Raw genomic sequence first — 20,944 nt, forward strand, 5'->3', positions numbered from 1 at the left:
GAGCAGCCGGTGAATCTTGACGCCTGGGTGTACGTCGCGCCCGGCGAAACCTTCCAGCTGCATGCTGACCCTGCGACCGCACAATGGCCGCGCCTGCTCACCGCGCTGCATCCCGCCGCGTTGTGGGCCGAGTTGGGCCGCAGCGGTTTTGTCTACGAGCTGCGCGCCGAAGCCGGCCCCGGTACGTATGAAACCACCTGGCCCATCGTCGCCATGGGCCCGGAAAAACACCTGGCCTATGCGGTGCAATGGTTCGCCATGGCGCTGGCGCTGCTGAGCCTTTACCTCTACCTCGGATGGCACAACGCAAAGGAGAAGCACCATGGGAGCGGCCATGAATCCACTCAACATGTCTGATGCGCCAGCGACGCCCGACCGGCGCAAGGGCCGCTGGCAACTGATCCTGATCCTGCTGATGGTGATCGGCCCGATGGCGCTCGCCACCTTTATGTACAAGCTGCAGTTCTGGGTGCCGGACAGTCGCAGTTACCACGGTGAACTGATCGGCAACGGCCAGACCCGCGCCGACATCGGTGTGCAGGCCGACGAACAGCGCTGGCAGTTGCTGGTCACTGCGCCCAGCGCCTGCGCCGACGATTGCCGGCAATTGGTGTACCTGGCGCGGCAACTGCAGATCGGCCTCGGGCGCGATGCCTCCCGCGCCAGTCACGCCCTGGCCAGCGCGCTGCCGGTCGGCGCCGATTACGACGTCAAGCTCAAGGCCGAATACCCGCAATTGCAACGCTACCCGCTGGACCTGACGACCTTCAGCAAAGCCGCCGCCGCACCGGGCGAGGCGCAACTGTGGATCGTCGACCCCCACGGCAACCTGGTGCTGCGCTACGACACGACGGTCAAGGGCAAGGACTTGCTCAACGACCTGCGCCAACTGCTGAAACTGTCGAACATCGGATAAGGGCATCGTCATGGCCAAACCTGGATTTCGCCTCGCGCTGTTTGCCACCTTGCTGGCGCTGATCGTCGTGTTGCTCGGCGCCTACACGCGTCTGACTCACGCCGGCCTGGGTTGTCCGGATTGGCCAGGGTGCTACGGCTTTATCAGCGTGCCGCAAAGCGAAGCCCAACTGGCCCATGCCGAGCTGCATTTTCCGGACACGCCGGTGGAGGCCGACAAGGGTTGGAGCGAGATGGTCCATCGTTACTTTGCCGGCACCCTGGGCCTGCTGATCGTGTTGTTGGCGGCGCGCTCCTGGCGTCATCGGCGTGATCCTGGCCAGCCGGTGAAGTTGCCGCTGTTCCTGTTGGCGGTGGTGTTGGCCCAGGCGGCGTTCGGCATGTGGACGGTAACGCTCAAGCTCTGGCCGCAAGTGGTGACGGGGCATCTGTTGGGCGGCTTTGCGACCTTGAGCCTGTTGTTTCTGCTGACGCTGCGCCTGTCCGGCGTACTGCCTGCGTTGATCGTGCCCAAGCGCCTGCAATATTGGGCGACGGCGGGTTTGGTGCTGGTGATCGGGCAGATTGCGCTGGGCGGCTGGGTGAGTTCCAACTACGCGGCGGTGGCCTGTATCGATTTGCCCACCTGTCATGGCCAGTGGTGGCCTGCGGCGGACTTTGCCAATGGCTTTCACCTGACCCAGCACATCGGCCCCAATTACCTCGGCGGCCAGCTCGACAGCGATGCGCGCACGGCCATCCACCTGGCCCACCGCGTCGGCGCGCTGCTGGTCACCCTGGTGTTACTGGGCCTGGCCTGGCAACTGCGCGCCGTGGGCATGACCCGACTCGCAGGCTTGCTGCTGATCGCCCTGGCGGCACAAATCTGCCTGGGCTTGAGCAACGTGTATTTCCATCTGCCATTGCCGGTTGCGGTCGGTCACAACGCCGGTGGCGCAGCCTTGTTGCTGACCCTGGTACTGGTCAATTACCACGCCCGCACCAGCCTGGTCCGGGTGCGCCGCCAGTTGCCGTTCGGCTGGCGCTTCAGCCCGCGTAAACACGTATCGGGCCTCATCACCCTTAAAGGAGAGATGCCATGGCGACCTTGATCGGCGCGCGTCACGGCCAGGCGATCTGGCGTGATTATCTGGAGCTGACCAAGCCGAAAGTGGTGGTGCTGATGCTCATCACCTCGCTGGTGGGCATGTTCCTCGCCACCCGCGCCGGGGTGCCGTGGATGGTGCTGATTTTCGGCAACCTGGGGATCGCCCTGTGTGCCGGTGGCGCGGCGGTGGTCAACCACGTCGTGGATCGGCGCATCGATACGCTGATGGCGCGCACGCAAAAGCGGCCGATCGCGCAAGGGCGTGTGTCGCCTGTGGCTGCGCTGGCCTTTGCATTGTTTCTGGCTGTTGCAGGGTTGGCGCTGCTGCTGGCGTTCACCAACCCGCTGGCGGCCTGGCTAACGCTGGCCTCGTTGCTCGGCTATGCGGTGATTTACACCGGCTTTCTCAAGCGTGCGACGCCGCAGAACATCGTCATCGGTGGCCTGGCCGGCGCGGCACCGCCGCTGTTGGGCTGGGTTGCGGTTACCGGGCATGTCAGCGCCGAGCCGCTGTTGCTGGTGCTGATCATCTTCGCCTGGACCCCGCCGCACTTCTGGGCCCTGGCCATTCACCGCAAGGAGGAATACGCCAAGGCCGATATTCCGATGCTGCCGGTCACCCATGGCGAGCACTACACCAAGGTGCATATCCTGCTCTACACCTGCGCCCTGCTGGCGGTGAGCCTGATGCCCTACGTCATCCATATGAGCGGCCCGCTCTACCTTGGATGTGCGCTGCTGCTGGGCGGGCGCTTTCTGCAATGGGCCTGGGTGCTGTACCGTGGCGCTCAGCCGCACGCGGCGATCAACACCTTCAAGTACTCTATCTGGTACTTGTTCCTGCTGTTTATCGCCCTGCTCGTAGACCACTACTTACTGTTGAACCTATGACTCGAACTCAAAAAACTGTCTTCATTCTGGTGGCCATTGTCGCGTTGATCATGGGCCTGACCGTCAATAAAGTGCTCTCGGGCAAGGGCCAGGGCGACCCGACCGCCTTGATCGATGCCGGCATCATCCTGCTGCCGCAAAGCCGCCAATTGCCGCCGGTGACCATGACCAACCAGGACGGCCAGCCAGTGCTGGTCAATGAGTTGAAAGGCAAGTGGAGCCTGCTGTTCTTCGGCTACACCTTTTGCCCGGACATCTGCCCCACCACCCTCGCCCAACTGCGTCAGATCAAGAGCGAGTTGCCCAAAGAGGCTATGGATAAGTTGCAGGTGATCCTGGTCAGCGTCGACCCGAACCGCGACACGCCGACTCAGCTCAAGCAGTACCTGGGCTATTTCGACCCGCAATTCCAAGGCCTGACCGGTGCGAATGTGGACGATGTGCAGAAGGTGTCGAACGCGGTAAGCATCCCGTTCATTCCGGCGGACACGACCAAACCGAACTACACGGTCGACCACAGTGGCAACCTTGCGCTGATTGGCCCGGACGGTACGCAGCGTGGTTTCATTCGTGCGCCGTTGAACAACCAGAAGCTGGTGGTGCAGTTGCCGGGGCTGTTGCAGCGTAAGTAACAGGCAACACAAAACACAGATGGGAGGGGGCAATCCCCCTCCTACATTGTTTGATCTGCGGTGTGTTGGAGATCGAGTCGGATCAGAACGCCGGCTTGATCGCGCCTTTGTACTTCTCTTCGATGAACTTCTTCACTTCAGGCGTGTGCAGGGCTGCAACCAGCTTCTTCACGGCGTCCGAATCTTTGTTGTCTTCGCGGGTCACCAGGATGTTCACGTAAGGCGAGTCGCTGCCTTCGATGACCAGGGCGTCCTTGGACGGGTCCAGCTTGGCTTCCAGCGCGTAGTTGGTGTTGATCAGCGCCAGGTCGACCTGAGTCAGCACGCGCGGCAAGGTGGCGGCTTCCAGTTCGCGGAACTTGAGTTTTTTCGGGTTGGCGGTGATGTCCTTGATGGTCGACAGGATGTTGGTCGGGTCCTTCAGGGTGATCAGGTCGTGCTTGGCCAGCAGCAACAGCGCACGGCCGCCGTTGGTGGCGTCGTTCGGGATCACGACGTTGGCGCCTTCAGGCAGGTCGGCCAGGGTCTTGTACTTGCTGGAGTAAGCGCCCAGGGGTTCCAGGTGGACCGCGCCGACGCTCACCAGGTGCGTGCCCTTGGCTTTGTTGAACTCATCCAGGTACGGCTGGTGCTGGAAGAAGTTGGCGTCCAGGCGCTTTTCAGCCACTTGTACGTTGGGCTGTACGTAGTCGGTGAAGACTTTGACCTGCAAGTCCACGCCTTCTTTGGCGAGCACAGGTTTAACGAACTCCAGAATTTCCGCGTGGGGTACCGGCGACGCGGCGACGGTAAGGGTCTCGGCGGCGTGGGCGGAAAACGCGGCAACGGCGGCGAAAGCAACCAGTAGTTTTTTCATTCAACAAGCTCCTTGTTCGGGTATCTATCGGCGTGTGGCCGGCAATAGCCGTTATTTTCGAGAAAAATGCACCACCAGCTTGTCGCCGACGGTTTGCAGAATTTGCACCAGGATCAACAGCATCACCACGGTGACCACCATCACATCGGTCTGGAAGCGCTGGTAGCCGAAACGGATCGCCAGGTCACCCAGGCCACCGGCACCGACGACACCGGCCATGGCCGTGTAGGACACCAGTGTAATAGCCGTCACCGTAATCGCCGCGAAAATGCCGGGGCGGGCCTCAGGCAATAACGCATGGGTGATGATCTGGCGCGTGCTGGCGCCCATGGACTGGGTGGCTTCGATGATGCCGCGGTCCACTTCGCGCAGCGCGGTTTCCACCAGGCGCGCAAAGAACGGCGTAGCCCCCACGACCAGCGGCGGAATCGCCCCGGCCACACCCAGCGAGGTGCCGGTGATCAGCACGGTGAACGGGATCATCACGATCAACAGGATGATGAACGGCAGCGAGCGCAGGATGTTCACGATCAGCGACAGCAACGCGTACAGGCCTTTTTGCTCGAACAACTGGCGCGGGCTGCACAGAAACAGCAGCACGCCCAATGGCAAGCCGAGCAGCACGGTGAAGAACAGCGAACCGAACAGCATGGTCATGGTATCGCCGGTGGCGAGCCAGATTTCGGACCAGTCGATATTGGCGAAGAAACTCAACAGCACTTCCATTAGCGCAGCACCTCCATGTGGACGTCGGCGGCGGTGAAGCGGGCAAAGGCTGCTTCCATGTCGCCGCCGGTGACGGCGAGGGTCAGTTGCCCGTAGGGGGTGTCTTTGATGCGGTCGATACGCCCGGCGAGGATGCTGTAGTCCACCCCCGTTTCACGGGCGACGGTGCCCAGTAACGGCGCGTAGGTCGCTTCGCCCTGGAACGTCAGGCGCACGATACGGCCCGGTACGTGGGCGAAGTCATCGCGCTGCTCGCTTTCGTCGACCTGATCGGCTTCCTGGACAAAGCGCTTGGTGGTCGGGTGCTTGGGGTGCAGGAACACATCGGCCACCGAGCCATGCTCGACGATCACACCCGCGTCCATCACTGCCACCTGGTCGCATACGCGGCGGATCACGTCCATTTCGTGGGTGATCAGCACGATGGTGAGTTTCAACTCGCGGTTGATCTCGGCCAGCAGTTGCAGTACCGAGGCAGTGGTCTGCGGGTCGAGGGCGCTGGTGGCTTCGTCGCACAGCAGGATTTTCGGCTTGGTCGCCAGGGCGCGGGCAATGCCGACGCGCTGCTTCTGGCCGCCGGACAACTGCGCCGGGTACTTCTTGGCGTGGTCCGACAGACCGACGCGCGCCAGCAGTTCGGCGACGCGCTGGTCGATGGCCTTGCGCGACAATTCGCCGGCCAGTGTCAGCGGCAGTGCCACGTTGTCGGCGACGGTCTTGGAGGCCAGCAGGTTGAAGTGCTGGAAAATCATCCCGACCTGTTGGCGGAAACGGCGCAGGCCGTTGGCATCCAGGGCCGTGACTTCTTCGCCATCGACGTTGATCTGGCCGCCGCTGGGTTGCTCGAGGCGATTGATCAGGCGCAGAAGGGTACTTTTTCCCGCGCCGGAGTGGCCAATCAGACCAAACACCTGGCCGTTCTCGACGCGCAGGCTGGTGGGGTGCAGCGCGGGGATTTCCTTACCGGCGACGCGGTAGGTTTTATGGACGTTATGAAACTCGATCACGTAGCGAACCTTGTGGGGCGCATGGAAAAGGGATCAGCGGTTAGCCGGGCGCGCATTTTAGCCTGTCCGTATAGCGTTTCTTAGCATTTATTTCGCTTTCAACCAGCGATTTGGCAATAACGCGATCAAAGGTCATAAAAAAGGAACGGTGCAAATTCGTGTCAGTCACTACTTAAGCAACTCGATTTCCCAGGTGCCGTGCCTGGGGTTTGCTCAAACGAGCCGGGGACCGCTCTGGCCACTTTGAATAAGGAGTTTTGTCTGATGAGTACCAAGAAGCCAGCCACCCCGCCGAAGAGTGAACTTGCGGGCACCGATACCCTGGACCGTGGCAACACCAACGCTAAGCTGCAGGCCCTGGAAGCGTTCCGTTCCGACGCGACCGGCCAGGCCCTGCGTACCAACCAAGGCGTGAAAATTTCCGACAACCAGAACACCTTGAAAGTCGGTGCCCGTGGCCCCTCGCTGCTGGAAGACTTCATCATGCGTGAAAAAATCACGCACTTTGACCATGAACGTATCCCGGAGCGCATCGTGCATGCGCGTGGTACGGGCGCCCACGGCTATTTCCAGACCTATGAGAACCATTCAGCGCTGACCAAGGCCGGTTTCCTACGCAACCCAGGGCATAAAACCCCGGTATTCGTGCGTTTTTCCACCGTGCAGGGCCCGCGTGGTTCGGGCGATACAGTGCGTGATGTGCGCGGTTTTGCGGTTAAGTTCTTCACCGATGAAGGCAACTTCGACCTGGTGGGCAACAACATGCCGGTATTTTTCATTCAGGACGCGATCAAGTTTCCCGACTTCGTGCATGCGGTAAAACCTGAGCCGCACAACGAAACGCCTACCGGCGGCTCGGCCCACGATACGTTCTGGGATTTTGTTTCGCTGCAGCCGGAATCGGCGCACATGGTGATTTGGGCCATGTCTGACCGGGCCATTCCGAAAAGCCTGCGCAGCATGCAGGGCTTCGGCGTGCATACGTTTCGCCTGGTGAATGCCGAGGGGCAGTCCAACTTCGTCAAATTTCACTGGCGCCCTACGGTCGGCACCTGCTCGCTGGTGTGGGACGAAGCGCAAAAGCTCGCAGGTAAAGATGCCGACTATCACCGTCGCGACCTGTGGGAGTCGATTGAAGGCGGCGATTACCCCGAATGGGAATTGGGTGTGCAGGTGATTCCTGAAGCGAAGGAACACGCGTTCGACTTCGATATCCTCGACCCCACCAAGCTGATTCCCGAGGAGTTGGTGCCGATTACCCCATTGGGCAAGATGGTGCTGAACCGCAACCCGGATAACTTCTTCGCTGAAGTCGAGCAGGTCGCGTTCTGCCCGGGGCATATCGTGCCTGGGATCGACTTCTCCAATGACCCGTTGCTGCAAGGCCGTTTGTTTTCCTACACCGACACGCAGATCAGCCGGCTGGGTGGCCCGAACTTTCATCAGTTGCCGATCAACCAGCCAGTGACACCGCTGCATAACAACCAGCGCGATGCCATGCACCGCAGCACCCTCGATAAAGGGCGCGCGTCTTACGAGCCGAACTCGATTGATGGCGGCTGGCCGAAGGAAACCCCGCCAGCGGCGCAGGATGGCGGGTTTGAGTCCTATCCGGAGCGCGTCGACGCCCACAAGATTCGCCAGCGCAGTGAGTCGTTCGGCGATCACTTTTCCCAGGCACGCCTGTTTTTCCGCAGCATGAGCTTGCACGAGCAAGAACACATCATCGCGGCCTACAGTTTTGAACTGGGCAAGGTGGAGCGTGAGTACATTCGTGCGCGTCAGGTCAACGAGATCCTCGCCAACATTGACCTGGAACTGGCCAAGCGCGTGGCGCAAAACCTCGGGCTGCCGGTGCCGACCAAGGGCACGGTGCCGGAGCGCAAAACCCAGCCGGAGCGCTCTCCCGCGCTGAGCCAGGCGAATTTACTGTCCGGCGATATCAAAACGCGCAAAGTGGCGATTCTGGCGGCGAACGGTGTGGATGGCGTGGCGATTGCCGCGTTGAGGAAGGCGCTGGAGGCCGAGGGCGCACATGCCAAGTTGCTGGGGCCGACCTCGGCGCCGGTCACCACGCTTGATGGCAAGAGTCTGCCGGTGGATGCCTCGATGGAGGGCTTGCCGTCGATTGCGTTCGATGCGGTGTTCGTACCTGGCGGTAAGGCGTCGATCACGGCATTGAGTGGGGATGGCGTGGCGTTGCACTACCTGCTGGAGGCCTACAAGCACTTGAAGGCGATTGCCGTAGCCAGTGACGCGAAGCCATTGCTGGATCTGCTGAAGCTCGAAGCGGATGCGGGGTTGGTCGTGGGATCGGATGCCAAGGCGTTCAAGGTGTTCTTTGAAGCGATTGCCCGGCATCGGGTCTGGGAGCGTGAGCCGAAGGCCAAGGCGATTCCGGCTTAAGTCATCTGCTGTTGGTTAGACCGCCATCGGGGGCAAGCCCCCTCCCACATTTTGAACGGTGAATACATTCAAAGTGTGGGAGGGGGCTTGCCCCCGATGGCTTTATTCCGCCTTGCGCGGAATCAGCACAACCTGCGCCGGAATATTCTTCAGAATCTGCCGGTGAATCTTCAGGTCGTACCCCGCATCAATGCGCTTCACCCGTTTGCTCAGCAAGGTCGCCAGCCATGGGTAATCCTGGGTGCGCGGTGCCTGGATGCTCACATCGCACTGGTAATTCACCACGTCGGTGGCGATGGCATCCAGTTGATGGCGCAGTTTTTCAATGTCAGTGAGGTTCAGCGCCACCGTGGTGCTCTGTGCGGCCGGGTCGATGACCTTGGCGACGGGCTGGGCTTCGGCGGCCTTGAGCGCGGCTTCGGCTTTGTCCAGCTCGGCTTTGCGCGCATGGGTGATGGCGCTGTTCACGCCACCGGTCAGCGCCGGGGCCTTGGGCATCAATGCACGGGCACGGCTGAGAGCGGTGGCGGCGGCGTTGACATCACCTTTTTGCAACACGACCTGACTGCGTTGCAGATAGGCCTCGGCCAATTGGCGTTGGTAAGCCTCCAGTGCCGGATCGTTGGGCGACTGGGCCTGTAGAGCGGCCAGTTGGTCTTCGGCGGTGGCCAGCTCGCTGCTGGCCAGGTTTTGCTCCAGCTGTGCGATGGCGACAGCGCGTGCGTCCGGGGCCTCGGGGGCGGCGGGCGGTGTACTTTGACAGGCGCCCAGCAGCAGGGAAAATGCGGCAAGGAGCAGATAACGGGAGGTGAACGGCTTCATTCCTGCGACTCTCTATTTGCGCAAAAAGCGAGCAAGTCTACACCCCTCGACGGGGCAGGACAAAACTCAGCAGAAAGAGGGCGGCGGCCGTGACCACAATCGACGGCCCTGCCGGAGTGTCCTTGAACCAGGACAGCGCCAGGCCCCCACACACGGCCAGCATCCCCAGCACGCTGGCGCCGATCGCCATCTGCTCCGGCGAACGGGCGTGGCGCTGGGCGGCGGCTGCGGGAATGATCAGCAGTGACGTGATCAACAATACGCCGACAATCTTCATCGCGACAGCGATCACCACGGCGATCAACAACATCAAGGTCATGCGCAGGGCGGGCACGGGCAAGCCTTCCACCGTAGCCAGTTCTTCATGCACGGTGATCGCCAGCAGCGGGCGCCACAGCGTCACCAGCAGCACCAGCACGGCGGCGCTGCCGCCGAGAATCCACGCAAGGTCAGTGGGGCTGATCGCCAGCAGGTCACCGAACAGGTAGGCCATCAGGTCGATGCGCACTTCGTGCATAAAGCTCAGTACCACCAGGCCCAGGGACAGGGTGCTGGGCGCCAGGATGCCCAGCAGCGTGTCGGAGGCCAGCGGTTGGCGCTGTTGCAGGGTCACCAGCAGCACCGCCAGCAGCAGGCAGCCGACCGTCACGGCGATGGCCGGGCTCACATCCAGCAGGAAGCCCAGGGCCACGCCCAGCAGTGCGGCGTGGGACAAGGTGTCGCCGAAATAGGCCATGCGCCGCCAGACCACGAACGAGCCCAGCGGGCCCGCCACCAGCGCCAGAGCCAAGCCTGCCAGCAGGGCGTAGAGCAGAAAATCAGCCATGCTTGCAGCTATCTCCATGAACGTGAGTGTGGGGCGTAGCGGGATCGTCGACCACGGCGCCATGCAGGTCATGGGCGTGGTCGTGATGGTGGTGATAAATCGCCAGGCTCTGCGCGTTCTTGCCGAACAGCTCGACGAACGCCGGGTCGCCGCTGACTTGCTCCGGGTGGCCGGAGCAGCACACGTGGCGGTTGAGGCACACCACCTGATCGGTGGTGCTCATCACCAAGTGCAGGTCGTGGGAGACCATCAGCACGCCGCAGCCAAGGCGGTCACGCAGGCGGGTGATCAGGCTGTACAGCTCGGCCTGGCCGGCGACGTCGACACCCTGCACCGGTTCGTCGAGCACCAGCAATTCCGGTTCGCGCAACAGGGCGCGGGCCAGCAACACACGCTGCATTTCACCGCCGGAGATGCTTTGCACCGGGCTGTCGATGACCTGTTCGGCGCCGACTTCCTTGAGCGCGGCTTGCGCGCGGGTGCGGTCCACGCCTGGCACCAGGCGCAGGAAGCGCAGCACAGACAAGGGCAGCGTCGGGTCCACGAAGAGTTTTTGCGGCATATAGCCGACACGCAGTTTGGGCTTGCGCCACACACTGCCGGTGTCGGGCTTGAGCAAGCCGAGCACGGCGCGCACCAGGGTGGTCTTGCCGGCGCCATTGGGGCCGATCAGGGTGACGATCTGCCCCGGTTCGACGCTCAACTGGATGTTATCCAGCACGTTTTGCCCGGCGAACGTGACCCCGACCTGTTCCAGGCGGATTAACGCGTTGCTCATCAAGCCCCCTGGCAACCGGCGCAGAGCCCGACGACTTCGACGGTTTGCCCTTCAACCTTGAAGCCGACGTCGGCGGCGCTCTGGATGATGGCGTCGCTGATGCTTTTTTGCTCAAGCTCGATGGCGGCGTGGCACGTGCGGCAGATCAGGAACTGACCCTGGTGCGCGTGTTCCGGGTGGTTGCAGCCGACGAAGGCATTGAGCGAAGCGATGCGGTGGACCAGGCCGTTGTCCAACAGGAAATCCAGCGCGCGGTACACGGTAGGCGGTGCGGCGCGGCGACCGTCCTGTTCGCTGAGCACGCCGAGGATGTCGTAGGCGCCCAGCGGTTTGTGGCTCTGCCAGACCAGTTCCAGCACGCGCCGGCGCAGGGCGGTCAGGCGCAGACCCTGCCGTGCGCACAGGGTGTCGGCCTCCGACAGCGCGGTATGCACGCAGTGAGAGTGGTCGTGGGGACGGCTGGCGAGCGGTGTTATAGGCATGAGCGGCGACAGATATTTGATAGAGACGTTATTATGTTACCCGTTCCTACGCCATTGAGTGGTCATCGTGTCCCGACTTTTTCCCGTTTTTGTCGTATTTGTTGCCAGTTTGTTCATCGCGGGTGCCGCTCAGGCGCAGGTCAAGGTGCTGACCAGCATCAAGCCGCTGCAGTTGATTGCCGCCGCTGTGCAGGACGGGGTGGCGGTTCCAGAGGTGTTGTTGCCGCCGGGTGCCTCGCCGCATAACTATGCGTTGCGCCCATCCGACGTGCGGCGTGTGCAGTCGGTGGATCTGTTGTATTGGATCGGACCGGACATGGAAGGCTTCCTGCCGCGCGTCCTCAAGGGGCGCACCCTGCCGACGGTGGCCGTGCAGGATCTTCCGGGCATGAAACTTCGCCGTTTCGCCGAAGATAGCCATTCGCACGCTGAAGATGCCGACGAACATGACCACGATCATCGCCCAGGCAGTCTGGATGCGCATTTGTGGTTGTCGACGCTCAACGCCCGGGTGATTGCCACACGCATGGGCGCTGACCTCAGCGCTGCAGACCCGGCCAATGCCGAGCGTTACCAGCACAACGTGAAGGCGTTCCTGGGCCGACTGGATGCATTGGACGCACGCCTGAAAGCGCGGATGGCCGGCATCCAGGACAAACCCTACTTTGTGTTTCACGAAGCCTTTGATTACTTCGAAGACGCCTACGGCCTCAAGCACGCCGGTGTGTTCAGCGTGGCCGCCGAAGTGCAGCCCGGCGCCCAGCATGTGGCGGCGATGCGCACGCGCTTGCAGGAAGTCGGCAAGACGTGTGTGTTCAGTGAACCGCCGCTGCGTCCGCGCCTGGCAGAAACGCTGGTCGCCGGTTTGCCGGTGAAATTGGCGGAGCTGGATGCGCTGGGTGGCTACACCCCGGCGACCGCCCAGGGTTACGAGCAGGTGCTGGACAAGCTGGGCAATGACTTGGCGGGGTGCCTGGAGTCGCTCTGAAAGACCAGGCATAACGTCTGTGCGAGGGGGCTTGCTGCCGATGTGGGGTGTCAGTCACGGCATGTGGCGACTGGTACGCCGTAATCGGGAGCAAGCTCCCTCGCACATTTTAGAGCGCGAACGGCAACTGGATCGCGACCTGCTGGCGCTGCGCCAGCCGATGCTCAAACTCCGCCGGGTCATGAATCAACACATCCTGCCCGGCAAACGACTCCGCCGCGATCAGGCGTGACAACCAGAACCGCACGCACGCCACGCGCAACATCGTCGGCCACAACTCGGCTTCCTTTGCGGTAAACGGCCGCAACCCGGCGTAAGCGCCGAGCAGCGCTCGGGCGCGCTGGCCGTCGAGCACGCCGTCGGCATCCGAGCACCAGTCATTCAGGGCGATCGCTACGTCGTACAGCATCGGGCCCGAGCAGGCGTTGTAGAAGTCGATCAAGCCCGTCAGGTGCGTGCCTTCGAACATCGCATTGTCGCGAAACAGGTCGGCGTGAATATTCGCGCGCGGCAGGGCGAGGATCTGCGCCTTGTGGGCCTCGATCTCATCCAGCGCGTCCTGCAGCAGGCGTTGCGGCGCTGCGTCCAGGTGCGAAATCAACTGCGCGCCTTCGCTGAGCATCCAGTCCAGCCCGCGATCGGTCTTGCGCTCCAGCACCTTGTCGCCCTGGGTTGCCAGGTGCAGGTGGCCAAGCAGGTCGCCGACCTGGGCGCAGTGCTGGGCGTTGGCGTGCTTGATGTGCTTGCCGGCCAGGCGCGGTTGCAGCAGCGCCGGTTTGCCGGCTAATTCGCGCAGGGCCACGCCGTCGGTGGTGCGCAGGGCGTAAGGCACCGGCAAATCAGCGTCGTGGAGCACGTCGAGCAGTTCGATGAAGAACGGCATTTCCTGCACCGGGCCGCGTTCAACCAGGGTCAGGACGAACTCGCCCTGTTCCAGGCTGATGAAGAAATTGGTGTTTTCGCTACCCGCGGCAATCCCCTGGAAATCAAGCAGGCGGCCGAGCCCGTAAGGGGCAAGAAAGGTTTCCAGCTCGGGCCGAGCCAGGGGGGTGAACACAGACATGGTTAAAACTGCCAGTACGGGCGCCGCGGTGTGTGGCGCCAATTAAAGTTAAGAAATCATTTCCATTCGAAGATCTTCCATGACGGGATCAGCATATCCGGCTGGTCAGAGCGGATGAAGTTTGCATCGGTTCCGTCCGCGCGCACCAGGAAATACGGCGGAAAGCCTTTCTTGGTCACCTTGATGGCGTACAGGAAGCCGTTTTGGCGGTATTCCTGAATGGTCCTGTCGCCTTCCGTGCGAATGGTAACTTCCGGATCGCCCGAAGGCGCACTGTCTGCCGCCATGGCAGCCATCGGAGCGAGTGCAAACAAGCCGGTCAACAGCAGGCGATTGAATGTGCGCATGATAACCTTGTCCCTTTGTTGTCTGTGGTCCGGCTATTCTAGCGCCTGACCCGCCGAAAAGGTTGATCCTGCTCATGAGCCAAGCCCCCCTCGTCCTGGTGGACGGTTCTTCTTATCTGTACCGCGCCTTCCACGCGCTGCCGCCGCTGACCACCTCAAAAGGCCTGCCGACCGGTGCGGTCAAGGGCGTGTTGAACATGCTCAAGAGCCTGCGCAAGCAGTACCCGGAGAGCCCGTTCGCGGTAGTGTTCGACGCCAAGGGTGGGACCTTTCGCGACGACATGTACGCCGAATACAAGGCCAACCGCCCAAGCATGCCCGACGACATGCGCCTGCAGATCGAGCCCCTGCACCAGAGCGTGATCGCGCTGGGCTTCCCGCTGTTGTGCGTCGAAGGCGTCGAGGCCGATGACGTGATCGGCACCCTGGCCCGCAGCAGCGCAGCGGCTGACCGCCCGGTGGTGATCTCTACCGGTGACAAGGACATGGCACAGTTGGTCGACGGGCACATTACCTTGGTCAACACCATGACCGGTAGCGCCATGGACGTGGAGGGCGTAAAGGAGAAATTTGGCGTCGCTCCGGAGCAGATCATCGACTATCTGGCGTTGATGGGCGATTCGTCCGACAACATCCCAGGCGTTCCTGGCATTGGTCCGAAGACCGCTTCCGGCTTGCTGGTGGGCGTCAATGGCGGCCTGAAAGAGCTTTATGAGCAGTTGGATATTGTGCCGACCCTGCCTATCCGTGGGGCCAAGACGCTGCCGGCCAAGTTGCAAGAGCATAAGGAGATGGCGTTCCTTTCCTATCAGTTGGCGACGATCAAGATCGACGTACCGCTCGATGTTGGCCTGGACGATCTGCACCTGATCGAGCCGGATCGTGAAAAACTCCTGGAGCTGTATACCCTCCTGGAGTTCAAAAGCTGGTTTGACGAAGTGCAGCGCGACGCCAAGCGCACCGGGCTGGAGGTGGCTGCCCCGGTCATCGACAATGCGCCGGTCGTGAATACCGAGCTCAAGTACGAAACCATCCTCGATCAGGCGCGTTTCGATGTGTGGATGAAGAAGCTCGGCGACGCCAAGCTGTTCGCCTTCGACACCGAGACCACCGGCATCGATGCGCAGCAGGCGCAATTGGTTGGGTTGTCGTTCGCGGTTCAGCCCTATGAAGCGGCCTACATCCCGCTGACCCATTCCTACATGGGTGTGCCGGAGCAATTGGACCGCGACACGGTCCTGCGCGCGCTCAAGCCGATCCTCGAAGACCCGAGCAAGCTCAAGGTCGGCCAGCACGCCAAGTTCGACATGAATATCCTGGCCAACTGCGCCATCGGTGGTGATCAGAGTTGTGGCATCACGGTGCAGGGCATTGCCTACGACACCATGCTCGAATCCTACGTCCTCGACTCCACGGCCACGCGGCATGACATGGACAGCCTGGCTCAGAAATACCTGGGTCACACCACCGTGAGCTTTCAGGATATTGCCGGTAAAGGCGCTAAACAGCTGACCTTTGACCAGATCGCCCTCGAACAGGCCGGGCCTTACGCGGCTGAAGATGCCGACGTCACCCTGCGCCTGCATCAGACCTTGTTCGAAAAACTCACGGCGATCCCCAGCCTGGTCAGCGTGCTGACCGATATCGAGATGCCACTGGTGCCGGTGCTGGCGCGTATCGAGCGCCAGGGCGCGCTGGTGGACGCCAAGTTGCTCGGTGTGCAGAGCGTCGAGCTGGGCGAGAAGATGGTCGAACTGGAGCGTGAGGCATTTGCCATCGCCGGTGAGGAATTCAACCTCGGCTCGCCCAAGCAATTGGGCGCGATCCTGTACGAAAAACTCGGCCACCCGATCCTGAGCAAGACCGCCAAGGGCCAGGCGTCGACCGCCGAAGCGGTGCTCGCCGAACTGGCCGAGCAGGATTTCCCGCTGCCCAAGGTGCTGATGCAGTACCGCTCCATGAGCAAGCTGAAAAGCACCTACACCGACCGCTTGCCTGAGCAGATCAACCCGCGCACCGGGCGCATCCATACGTCGTATCACCAGGCGGTGGCGGCCACGGGGCGTTTGTCGTCGAGTGATCCGAACTTGCAGAACATTCCGATCCGCACGGCTGAAGGCCGGCGGATTCGTCAGGCGTTCGTCGCGCCTAAAGGCTACAAGCTACTGGCGGCGGACTACTCGCAGATCGAACTGCGCATCATGGCGCACCTGGCCAAGGACGAAGGCTTGCTGCACGCCTTCCGCAATGACCTGGACGTACACAAGGCCACCGCCGCCGAGGTATTTGGCGTGGAACTGGGCGCGGTCACTACCGACCAGCGTCGCAGCGCCAAGGCGATCAACTTCGGCCTGATCTACGGCATGAGCGCGTTTGGCCTGGCCAAGCAGATCGGTGTCGATCGTAAACAGTCCCAGGCCTATATCGACCGCTACTTCGCCCGTTATCCGGGCGTGCTGGCCTATATGGAGCGCACCCGCGCCCAGGCGGCCGAGCAGGGTTATGTCGAGACGATCTTCGGTCGGCGCCTGTACCTGCCGGACATCAACGCGAAGAACCCGGCCCTGCGCAAAGGTGCCGAGCGCACGGCGATCAACGCGCCGATGCAAGGCACGGCGGCGGATATCATCAAGAAAGCCATGTTCGCGGTGGATAATTGGCTGACCGCGTCGGGCCTGGACGCCAAAGTCATCCTGCAGGTACACGATGAACTGGTGCTGGAGGTTCGCGAGGATCTGGTCGAGCAAGTGCGTGACGAGATTCGCCAGCACATGAGCCACGCGGCGACGCTGGACGTGCCGTTGCTGGTGGAAGTGGGCGTGGGTGATAACTGGGACGAAGCGCACTGATGGCGTGGTTCTGCCACCCCCCGAGCGTGGTGGCAGAACGCTTTAGAGCCGAAAGCGCCGTCGGTTATTACAAATAGTTTTTTGTACCTGCCGGAACTTAACCCATGAAATGCCACTCAGATTTACTGAATGGGTGGTGAAGCCCTTCAATGCTCCTATGTTGTGTTAAGTGTTGGCAGATATCTGGACCCCGCCCTAGCGGTCCGGAACTTGAACCCCGAACTTCCCCTCCCCTACGAAGTCCGGGGTTTTTTTTGCCTGCGCAAAAGTTACTCGGCGATTTCCGCGCCTTTGTCGGCCAATTCCATCCAGCCGGCCAGCACGGTGTAGGCGTCTTCCAGGCCCAGGCGCTTTGGCGCCGAGAACAGCTGGATGGTGATGGTGTCACCCCAACCTTTACGGATTTCCGCCTGCACCTTCAGCAGCGTGTTCTTGGCGGCGCCATAGGTCAGTTTGTCGGCTTTGGTCAGCAGGATATGCATCGGCATGCCGCTGGCGACCGCCCAGTCGAGCATCAGCAGGTCGAAGTCGGTCATTGGATGACGGATGTCCATCATCAGGATCAACCCCTTCAAACTCTCCCGGCCACCCAGGTAAGCCTCGAGGTGACGCTGCCAGTGCAGCTTCAGCGGGATAGGTACTTTTGCATAACCGTAGCCTGGAAGGTCGACCAGACGCCGATCATCGTCTAGCTTGAAGAAGTTGAGTAGCTGTGTGCGGCCCGGGGTTTTCGAGGTGCGCGCCAGGCTGGCGTGGGTCAAGGTGTTCAGCGCGCTGGATTTACCCGCGTTGGAACGGCCGGCAAAGGCGACTTCAAAGCCCTCGTCATCGGGGCATTGGTCCACTTTGGCGGCGCTGAGCATGAAGGTGGACTGTTGGCACAGGCCGAGGATGGGGTTCTTGAGTTGCATGAGATTTCCGATGTGGGCGGTGCCGAAAAAGGGTGCGGCAAGCGGTGTCGTTTCCGTTTCAGTAGCGCCAGTATATAATGCCGCAGATTTTGTGTGTGCTTTGTCCCAGCGAAGGATGAAGTTCACGGGAGCGATAGACCTTTATTGCGCATTAGAACGCAAAACGCTCCCAAACCCTGAAAAGGTCGATGTATGACCAGATGGTTGCTTGCTATCGGTGTCCTGATGCCGCTTTACGGCGCTCAGGCTACACAGGAACCGGAAGTGGTGTACAACCGAGTTTGCGTGGCTTGCCATGCTGGCCAAATGCCGAACGCCCCGAAGCGGGGTGACCAGGCAGCCTGGGCGCCCAGACTGGCGCAGGGCATGGACACGCTGGTGCAGCACGTGACCCAGGGTTTCAAGGCAATGCCGCCGCGTGGTTTGTGCATGGACTGCAGTACCGAGGATTACCAGGCCATCATTGAGTGGATGGTGAGTAAGCCCGGTTAGATAACTCTTTAAACCCTTAGCCGTAGTTGGATTAGCTGATGAACAAACTGATCGTGAGTCTGCTGTTGACCTTGGGCATCACCGGTGTTGCCCATGCTGCAGGCGACGCTACTGCGGGCCAGGCGAAAGCCGCCGTGTGTGGTGCTTGCCATGGACCGGATGGTAATAGCCCGGCACCGAACTTCCCTAAACTGGCCGGCCAGGGTGAGCGTTACCTGACCAAGCAGATGCACGACATCAAGGACGGCAAGCGCACGGTCCTGGAAATGACCGGCTTGCTGACCAACCTCGGTGACCAGGACCTGGCGGATATCGCCGCCTATTTCTCCAGCCAGAAAGGCAGTGTGGGAGCTGCCGATCCGAAGCAAGTGGCCCGTGGTGAAGAGTTGTTCCGCGGCGGCAACCTGGAAAAAGGCATGCCTTCCTGCATCGGTTGCCACTCGCCTAACGGCGCGGGTATCGCCGCTGCGGGCTTCCCGCACTTGGGTGGCCAGCATGCGCAGTACGTCACCAAGCAGTTGACGGACTTCCGTGAAGGTAATCGCACCAACGATGGCGATACCAAAATCATGCAAAGCATTGCTGCCAAGCTGAGCAACAAGGACATCGAAGCGGTTTCCCAATACGTTCAGGGTCTGCACTGATCGAAAGGCTACGTTAACGCTCGATTAATCCGTTGATGCAAGCATAAAAAGGGTGGCTTAGGCCGCCCTTTTTTGTGGCCGGTGCCGTTACACTAACGAACTCATGCCCGCGTAGACCGGTCACAACAAAGGTCGCGTGAGGCGACCTTATTTGTCCAGGAGTAAAGCATGCGTAATCTGATCCTCAGCGCCGCTCTCGTCACTGTCAGCCTCTTCGGCATGACCGCACAAGCTGCCGACGTGCCGCTTGAAGCCGGTAAAACCTACGTGGAATTGGCCAACCCAGTGCCGGTGTCGGTGCCGGGCAAGATCGAAGTGGTGGAGCTGTTCTGGTACGGCTGCCCGCATTGCTACGCCTTTGAGCCAACCATCAACCCATGGGCTGAAAAACTGCCCAAGGACGTGAACTTCAAACGCATCCCTGCCATGTTCGGCGGCCCTTGGGATGCCCACGGCCAGCTGTTCCTGACCCTGGAAGCCATGGGTGTCGAGCACAAGGTTCACAACGCGGTCTTCGATGCGATCCAGAAACAAGGCAAGCGCCTGACCAAGCCTGAGGAAATGGCTGACTTCGTCGCGACCCAAGGTGTCGACAAGGACAAGTTCCTGGCTACCTTCAATTCCTTCGCTATCCAGGGCCAGATCAAACAGGCCAAGGAACTTGCGCAGAAGTATGGCGTGCAAGGCGTACCGACCCTGATCGTCAACGGCAAGTACCGTTTCGACCTGGGCACCACCGGCGGTCCTGAAGCGACCCTCAATGTGGCCGACCAGTTGATCGCCAAAGAACGCGCCGCCAAGTAAGGGGCCTGCCATGCGCCGCTGGGGTACCGAACGCGTTGTCGGGCTGCATGACCCGCAGGTCAATGAAGCTCACCTGGAATCCACAGGCCTGCCGGCGGACAGCCGCCTGCGCCTGCTCAGCTTCAATATCCAGGTGGGCATCAGTACCGAGAAGTACCGGCACTACCTCACCCGTGGCTGGCAGCACTTGTTGCCCCACAACGGGCGGGCCGGCAACCTGCAGAAGATCGGCGACCTGTTGGGCGACTTCGACCTGGTCGCCTTGCAGGAAGCCGACGGCGGCAGCATTCGCTCGGGCTACATCAACCAGGTGGAACACCTGGCCCAGTTGGGTGCGTTTCCCTATTGGTATCAGCAACTCAATCGCAACCTCGGGCGTCTGGCGCAGCACAGCAATGGCGTGCTTAGCCGCCTGAAGCCATCGGCTATCGAAGATCACCCATTGCCGGGCCCCAAGGGCCGTGGCGCGATCCTCGTGCGTTTCGGCGAAGGCCCGGAAGCCCTGGTGGTGGTGATGATGCATCTGGCACTCGGGGGGCGTACCCGCAACCTGCAGTTGGCCTATGTGCGTGAGTTGATTGGCGGCTACAAGCACCAGGTGCTGATGGGTGACATGAACACCCATGCCACCGACCTGCTGCAGAATTCCCCGTTGCGTGACCTTGGCTTACTGGCGCCGCAAGTCGAAGCCACGTTCCCCAGTTGGCGTCCGCAACGCTGTCTTGACCATATCCTGCTTAGCCCGACCCTCACACTTGAAAGCGTGCAGGTGTTGGCGCAGCCCATCTCCGATCACCTGCCGGTCGCGGTGGAGATTCGTCTGCCGGGTTCGCTCACGGCTGATGCATTGCCCGCGTTGAGCCCTGGCCCTCGCGGACCCCTTGCATGAGCGACGAAGCCCAGCGCTGGAAAGAGAAATACCTCAAAATCATCGAGCAACAAGACACGCTCGAACGCCGCTGGGCTGCCCGCCTCGACCTGTTGCGCCGAGGGTTGGTGCGCAGTACGTTGGCCGCTGAAGGCACCGACCGCGCGGTCGATCAATGCATGAAGGAAATGCGCGACGCCGTGCGCACCGACGACATGGATGCCGCCCTCGCTGCGTTGCTGCCGCGCCTGGAAAAAGCCGTACTGGATTCGGAGCAGCGTCGCGAAACCCGGATTGACCAGATGAGCACCGCGCTCGCGGCCCTGGTTGCGCAGTTGCAGAAACTGCCGCTGCCCCGCGAGGTGGCCCGCCCGTTGAAAACCTTCGCCAAGCAGTTGGATAGCCGCGTAGGCCAGGCGCGCGAGATCCCACTGTTGCTCAGTGAGCTGAGCAGCCTGCAAGGGCAGGCGTTGAATAACCTGGAGCCGGACGGCGAAACCCCGCGCCCCGGCCCCGGCCTGCTGCAACGCCTGTTTGGCGCCAAGGATGT

General features: G+C 61.5%; 22 protein-coding genes and 1 pseudogene. 13 read left to right on the plus strand and 10 right to left on the minus strand.

The window, feature by feature from the left end:
* From L9Z73_RS09355 to L9Z73_RS09375, 5 genes are all read left to right on the plus strand, one after another.
* Positions 1–357, plus strand: a 357-nt coding sequence (locus tag L9Z73_RS09355) for an SURF1 family cytochrome oxidase biogenesis protein (RefSeq protein WP_282598566.1), incomplete at its 5' end; no start/stop codon positions are given.
* The gene (locus tag L9Z73_RS09360; RefSeq protein ID WP_247399126.1) at positions 323–916 is read left to right on the plus strand and encodes a hypothetical protein; all 594 of its coding nucleotides are present in this window, start codon (positions 323–325) and stop codon (positions 914–916) included. The genes L9Z73_RS09355 and L9Z73_RS09360, both read left to right, overlap by 35 nt.
* A gap of 10 nt (positions 917–926) precedes the next feature.
* The gene (locus L9Z73_RS09365; protein ID WP_247399129.1) at positions 927–2,006 is read left to right on the plus strand and encodes a COX15/CtaA family protein; all 1,080 of its coding nucleotides are present in this window, start codon (positions 927–929) and stop codon (positions 2,004–2,006) included.
* Positions 1,994–2,893 carry a heme o synthase gene (gene cyoE, locus L9Z73_RS09370; RefSeq protein ID WP_247399131.1) on the plus strand — a complete coding sequence of 300 codons (900 nt, stop codon included), beginning with the start codon at positions 1,994–1,996 and terminating at the stop codon, positions 2,891–2,893. Before L9Z73_RS09365 ends, cyoE begins: the two co-directional genes overlap by 13 nt.
* Positions 2,890–3,525, plus strand: a complete 636-nt coding sequence (locus L9Z73_RS09375; protein WP_247399134.1) for an SCO family protein — start codon at positions 2,890–2,892, stop codon at positions 3,523–3,525. Before cyoE ends, L9Z73_RS09375 begins: the two co-directional genes overlap by 4 nt.
* 82 nt (positions 3,526–3,607) lie before the next feature.
* Here L9Z73_RS09375 and L9Z73_RS09380 read toward each other — a convergent pair whose 3' ends face one another.
* Genes L9Z73_RS09380 through L9Z73_RS09390 form a run of 3 tightly spaced genes read right to left on the minus strand, consistent with a single transcriptional unit; the run spans position 3,608 to position 6,114 of the window.
* On the minus strand, positions 3,608–4,381 hold the full coding sequence (locus L9Z73_RS09380; protein ID WP_247399137.1) for a MetQ/NlpA family ABC transporter substrate-binding protein: 774 nt from the start codon (positions 4,379–4,381) through the stop codon (positions 3,608–3,610).
* Between the two features lie 51 nt (positions 4,382–4,432).
* Positions 4,433–5,107, minus strand: a complete 675-nt coding sequence (locus L9Z73_RS09385; protein WP_247399170.1) for a methionine ABC transporter permease — start codon at positions 5,105–5,107, stop codon at positions 4,433–4,435.
* Complete coding sequence (locus L9Z73_RS09390) at positions 5,107–6,114, minus strand: methionine ABC transporter ATP-binding protein (protein WP_247399173.1); 1,008 nt, start codon at positions 6,112–6,114, stop codon at positions 5,107–5,109. The genes L9Z73_RS09385 and L9Z73_RS09390 overlap by 1 nt, the downstream gene beginning before the upstream one ends.
* A gap of 243 nt (positions 6,115–6,357) precedes the next feature.
* Between L9Z73_RS09390 and katE the strand changes: the two genes are divergently transcribed.
* Entirely contained in the window at positions 6,358–8,520 is a 2,163-nt protein-coding gene (katE, locus tag L9Z73_RS09395; protein ID WP_282598567.1) for a catalase HPII, read from the plus strand.
* Between the two features lie 102 nt (positions 8,521–8,622).
* Here katE and L9Z73_RS09400 read toward each other — a convergent pair whose 3' ends face one another.
* Genes L9Z73_RS09400 through zur form a run of 4 tightly spaced genes read right to left on the minus strand, consistent with a single transcriptional unit; the run spans position 8,623 to position 11,428 of the window.
* Positions 8,623–9,342 (minus strand): PA5502 family lipoprotein, encoded by a 720-nt coding sequence (locus L9Z73_RS09400; RefSeq protein ID WP_247399178.1) that lies wholly within the window; start codon positions 9,340–9,342, stop codon positions 8,623–8,625.
* 37 nt (positions 9,343–9,379) lie between these two features.
* Positions 9,380–10,168 (minus strand): zinc ABC transporter permease subunit ZnuB, encoded by a 789-nt coding sequence (gene znuB, locus L9Z73_RS09405; RefSeq protein WP_017849020.1) that lies wholly within the window; start codon positions 10,166–10,168, stop codon positions 9,380–9,382.
* Positions 10,161–10,946, minus strand: a complete 786-nt coding sequence (gene znuC / locus L9Z73_RS09410) for a zinc ABC transporter ATP-binding protein ZnuC (protein WP_247399181.1) — start codon at positions 10,944–10,946, stop codon at positions 10,161–10,163. The genes znuB and znuC overlap by 8 nt, the downstream gene beginning before the upstream one ends.
* Entirely contained in the window at positions 10,946–11,428 is a 483-nt protein-coding gene (gene zur, locus L9Z73_RS09415; protein WP_247399200.1) for a zinc uptake transcriptional repressor Zur, read from the minus strand. The genes znuC and zur overlap by 1 nt, the downstream gene beginning before the upstream one ends.
* A gap of 58 nt (positions 11,429–11,486) precedes the next feature.
* Between zur and L9Z73_RS09420 the strand changes: the two genes are divergently transcribed.
* A complete protein-coding gene (locus L9Z73_RS09420) occupies positions 11,487–12,416 on the plus strand; it encodes a zinc ABC transporter substrate-binding protein (RefSeq protein WP_247399202.1) in 930 nt (309 codons plus the stop codon).
* A 109-nt stretch (positions 12,417–12,525) separates the two neighbouring features.
* On the opposite strand, the gene L9Z73_RS09425 is transcribed toward L9Z73_RS09420, so the two are convergent.
* Together L9Z73_RS09425 and L9Z73_RS09430 are read right to left on the minus strand one after the other, a co-directional pair.
* A complete protein-coding gene (locus L9Z73_RS09425; RefSeq protein WP_247399205.1) occupies positions 12,526–13,479 on the minus strand; it encodes a homoserine kinase in 954 nt (317 codons plus the stop codon).
* 56 nt (positions 13,480–13,535) lie between these two features.
* The gene (locus L9Z73_RS09430) at positions 13,536–13,826 is read right to left on the minus strand and encodes a DUF2782 domain-containing protein (RefSeq protein WP_247399208.1); all 291 of its coding nucleotides are present in this window, start codon (positions 13,824–13,826) and stop codon (positions 13,536–13,538) included.
* 74 nt (positions 13,827–13,900) lie between these two features.
* On the opposite strand from L9Z73_RS09430, the gene polA reads away from it, so the two are divergent.
* Positions 13,901–16,675 (plus strand): DNA polymerase I, encoded by a 2,775-nt coding sequence (gene polA, locus L9Z73_RS09435; protein WP_247399211.1) that lies wholly within the window; start codon positions 13,901–13,903, stop codon positions 16,673–16,675.
* Between the two features lie 269 nt (positions 16,676–16,944).
* Here polA and yihA read toward each other — a convergent pair whose 3' ends face one another.
* Positions 16,945–17,586: a ribosome biogenesis GTP-binding protein YihA/YsxC gene (gene yihA, locus L9Z73_RS09440; RefSeq protein ID WP_048721487.1), complete on the minus strand. Its 642-nt coding sequence runs from the start codon at positions 17,584–17,586 to the stop codon at positions 16,945–16,947.
* 192 nt (positions 17,587–17,778) lie between these two features.
* Here yihA and L9Z73_RS09445 point away from each other — a divergent pair, with 192 nt between their 5' ends.
* From L9Z73_RS09445 to L9Z73_RS09465, 5 genes and pseudogenes are all read left to right on the plus strand, one after another.
* Positions 17,779–18,078: a c-type cytochrome gene (locus L9Z73_RS09445; protein WP_247399213.1), complete on the plus strand. Its 300-nt coding sequence runs from the start codon at positions 17,779–17,781 to the stop codon at positions 18,076–18,078.
* A 38-nt stretch (positions 18,079–18,116) separates the two neighbouring features.
* Positions 18,117–18,722 (plus strand): c-type cytochrome, encoded by a 606-nt coding sequence (locus tag L9Z73_RS09450; protein ID WP_247399215.1) that lies wholly within the window; start codon positions 18,117–18,119, stop codon positions 18,720–18,722.
* A gap of 168 nt (positions 18,723–18,890) precedes the next feature.
* Positions 18,891–19,526 (plus strand): thiol:disulfide interchange protein DsbA, encoded by a 636-nt coding sequence (gene dsbA, locus L9Z73_RS09455; protein WP_247399218.1) that lies wholly within the window; start codon positions 18,891–18,893, stop codon positions 19,524–19,526.
* 10 nt (positions 19,527–19,536) lie between these two features.
* On the plus strand, positions 19,537–20,415 hold the full coding sequence (locus tag L9Z73_RS09460) for an endonuclease/exonuclease/phosphatase family protein (RefSeq protein ID WP_247399221.1): 879 nt from the start codon (positions 19,537–19,539) through the stop codon (positions 20,413–20,415).
* Positions 20,412–20,944: pseudogene (locus tag L9Z73_RS09465) on the plus strand (hypothetical protein); the annotation flags it as partial. The gene L9Z73_RS09460 and the pseudogene L9Z73_RS09465, both read left to right, overlap by 4 nt.

Origin of the sequence: Pseudomonas emilianonis (genome assembly GCF_023072625.1) — a bacterium.
Taxonomy (GTDB): domain Bacteria; phylum Pseudomonadota; class Gammaproteobacteria; order Pseudomonadales; family Pseudomonadaceae; genus Aquipseudomonas; species Aquipseudomonas paraveronii.

Coding starts and splice junctions, on each gene's coding strand:
- L9Z73_RS09400 (WP_247399178.1), bottom strand. CDS start 9,342: ATGAAGCCGTTCACCTCCCGTTATCTGCTCCTTGCCGCATTTTCCCTG.
- znuC (WP_247399181.1), bottom strand. CDS start 10,946: ATGAGCAACGCGTTAATCCGCCTGGAACAGGTCGGGGTCACGTTCGCC.
- L9Z73_RS09450 (WP_247399215.1), top strand. CDS start 18,117: ATGAACAAACTGATCGTGAGTCTGCTGTTGACCTTGGGCATCACCGGT.
- L9Z73_RS09360 (WP_247399126.1), top strand. CDS start 323: ATGGGAGCGGCCATGAATCCACTCAACATGTCTGATGCGCCAGCGACG.
- L9Z73_RS09365 (WP_247399129.1), top strand. CDS start 927: ATGGCCAAACCTGGATTTCGCCTCGCGCTGTTTGCCACCTTGCTGGCG.
- yihA (WP_048721487.1), bottom strand. CDS start 17,586: ATGCAACTCAAGAACCCCATCCTCGGCCTGTGCCAACAGTCCACCTTC.
- L9Z73_RS09460 (WP_247399221.1), top strand. CDS start 19,537: ATGCGCCGCTGGGGTACCGAACGCGTTGTCGGGCTGCATGACCCGCAG.
- L9Z73_RS09380 (WP_247399137.1), bottom strand. CDS start 4,381: ATGAAAAAACTACTGGTTGCTTTCGCCGCCGTTGCCGCGTTTTCCGCC.
- zur (WP_247399200.1), bottom strand. CDS start 11,428: ATGCCTATAACACCGCTCGCCAGCCGTCCCCACGACCACTCTCACTGC.
- dsbA (WP_247399218.1), top strand. CDS start 18,891: ATGCGTAATCTGATCCTCAGCGCCGCTCTCGTCACTGTCAGCCTCTTC.
- L9Z73_RS09385 (WP_247399170.1), bottom strand. CDS start 5,107: ATGGAAGTGCTGTTGAGTTTCTTCGCCAATATCGACTGGTCCGAAATC.
- znuB (WP_017849020.1), bottom strand. CDS start 10,168: ATGGCTGATTTTCTGCTCTACGCCCTGCTGGCAGGCTTGGCTCTGGCG.
- L9Z73_RS09375 (WP_247399134.1), top strand. CDS start 2,890: ATGACTCGAACTCAAAAAACTGTCTTCATTCTGGTGGCCATTGTCGCG.
- L9Z73_RS09430 (WP_247399208.1), bottom strand. CDS start 13,826: ATGCGCACATTCAATCGCCTGCTGTTGACCGGCTTGTTTGCACTCGCT.
- cyoE (WP_247399131.1), top strand. CDS start 1,994: ATGGCGACCTTGATCGGCGCGCGTCACGGCCAGGCGATCTGGCGTGAT.
- polA (WP_247399211.1), top strand. CDS start 13,901: ATGAGCCAAGCCCCCCTCGTCCTGGTGGACGGTTCTTCTTATCTGTAC.
- L9Z73_RS09425 (WP_247399205.1), bottom strand. CDS start 13,479: ATGTCTGTGTTCACCCCCCTGGCTCGGCCCGAGCTGGAAACCTTTCTT.
- L9Z73_RS09445 (WP_247399213.1), top strand. CDS start 17,779: ATGACCAGATGGTTGCTTGCTATCGGTGTCCTGATGCCGCTTTACGGC.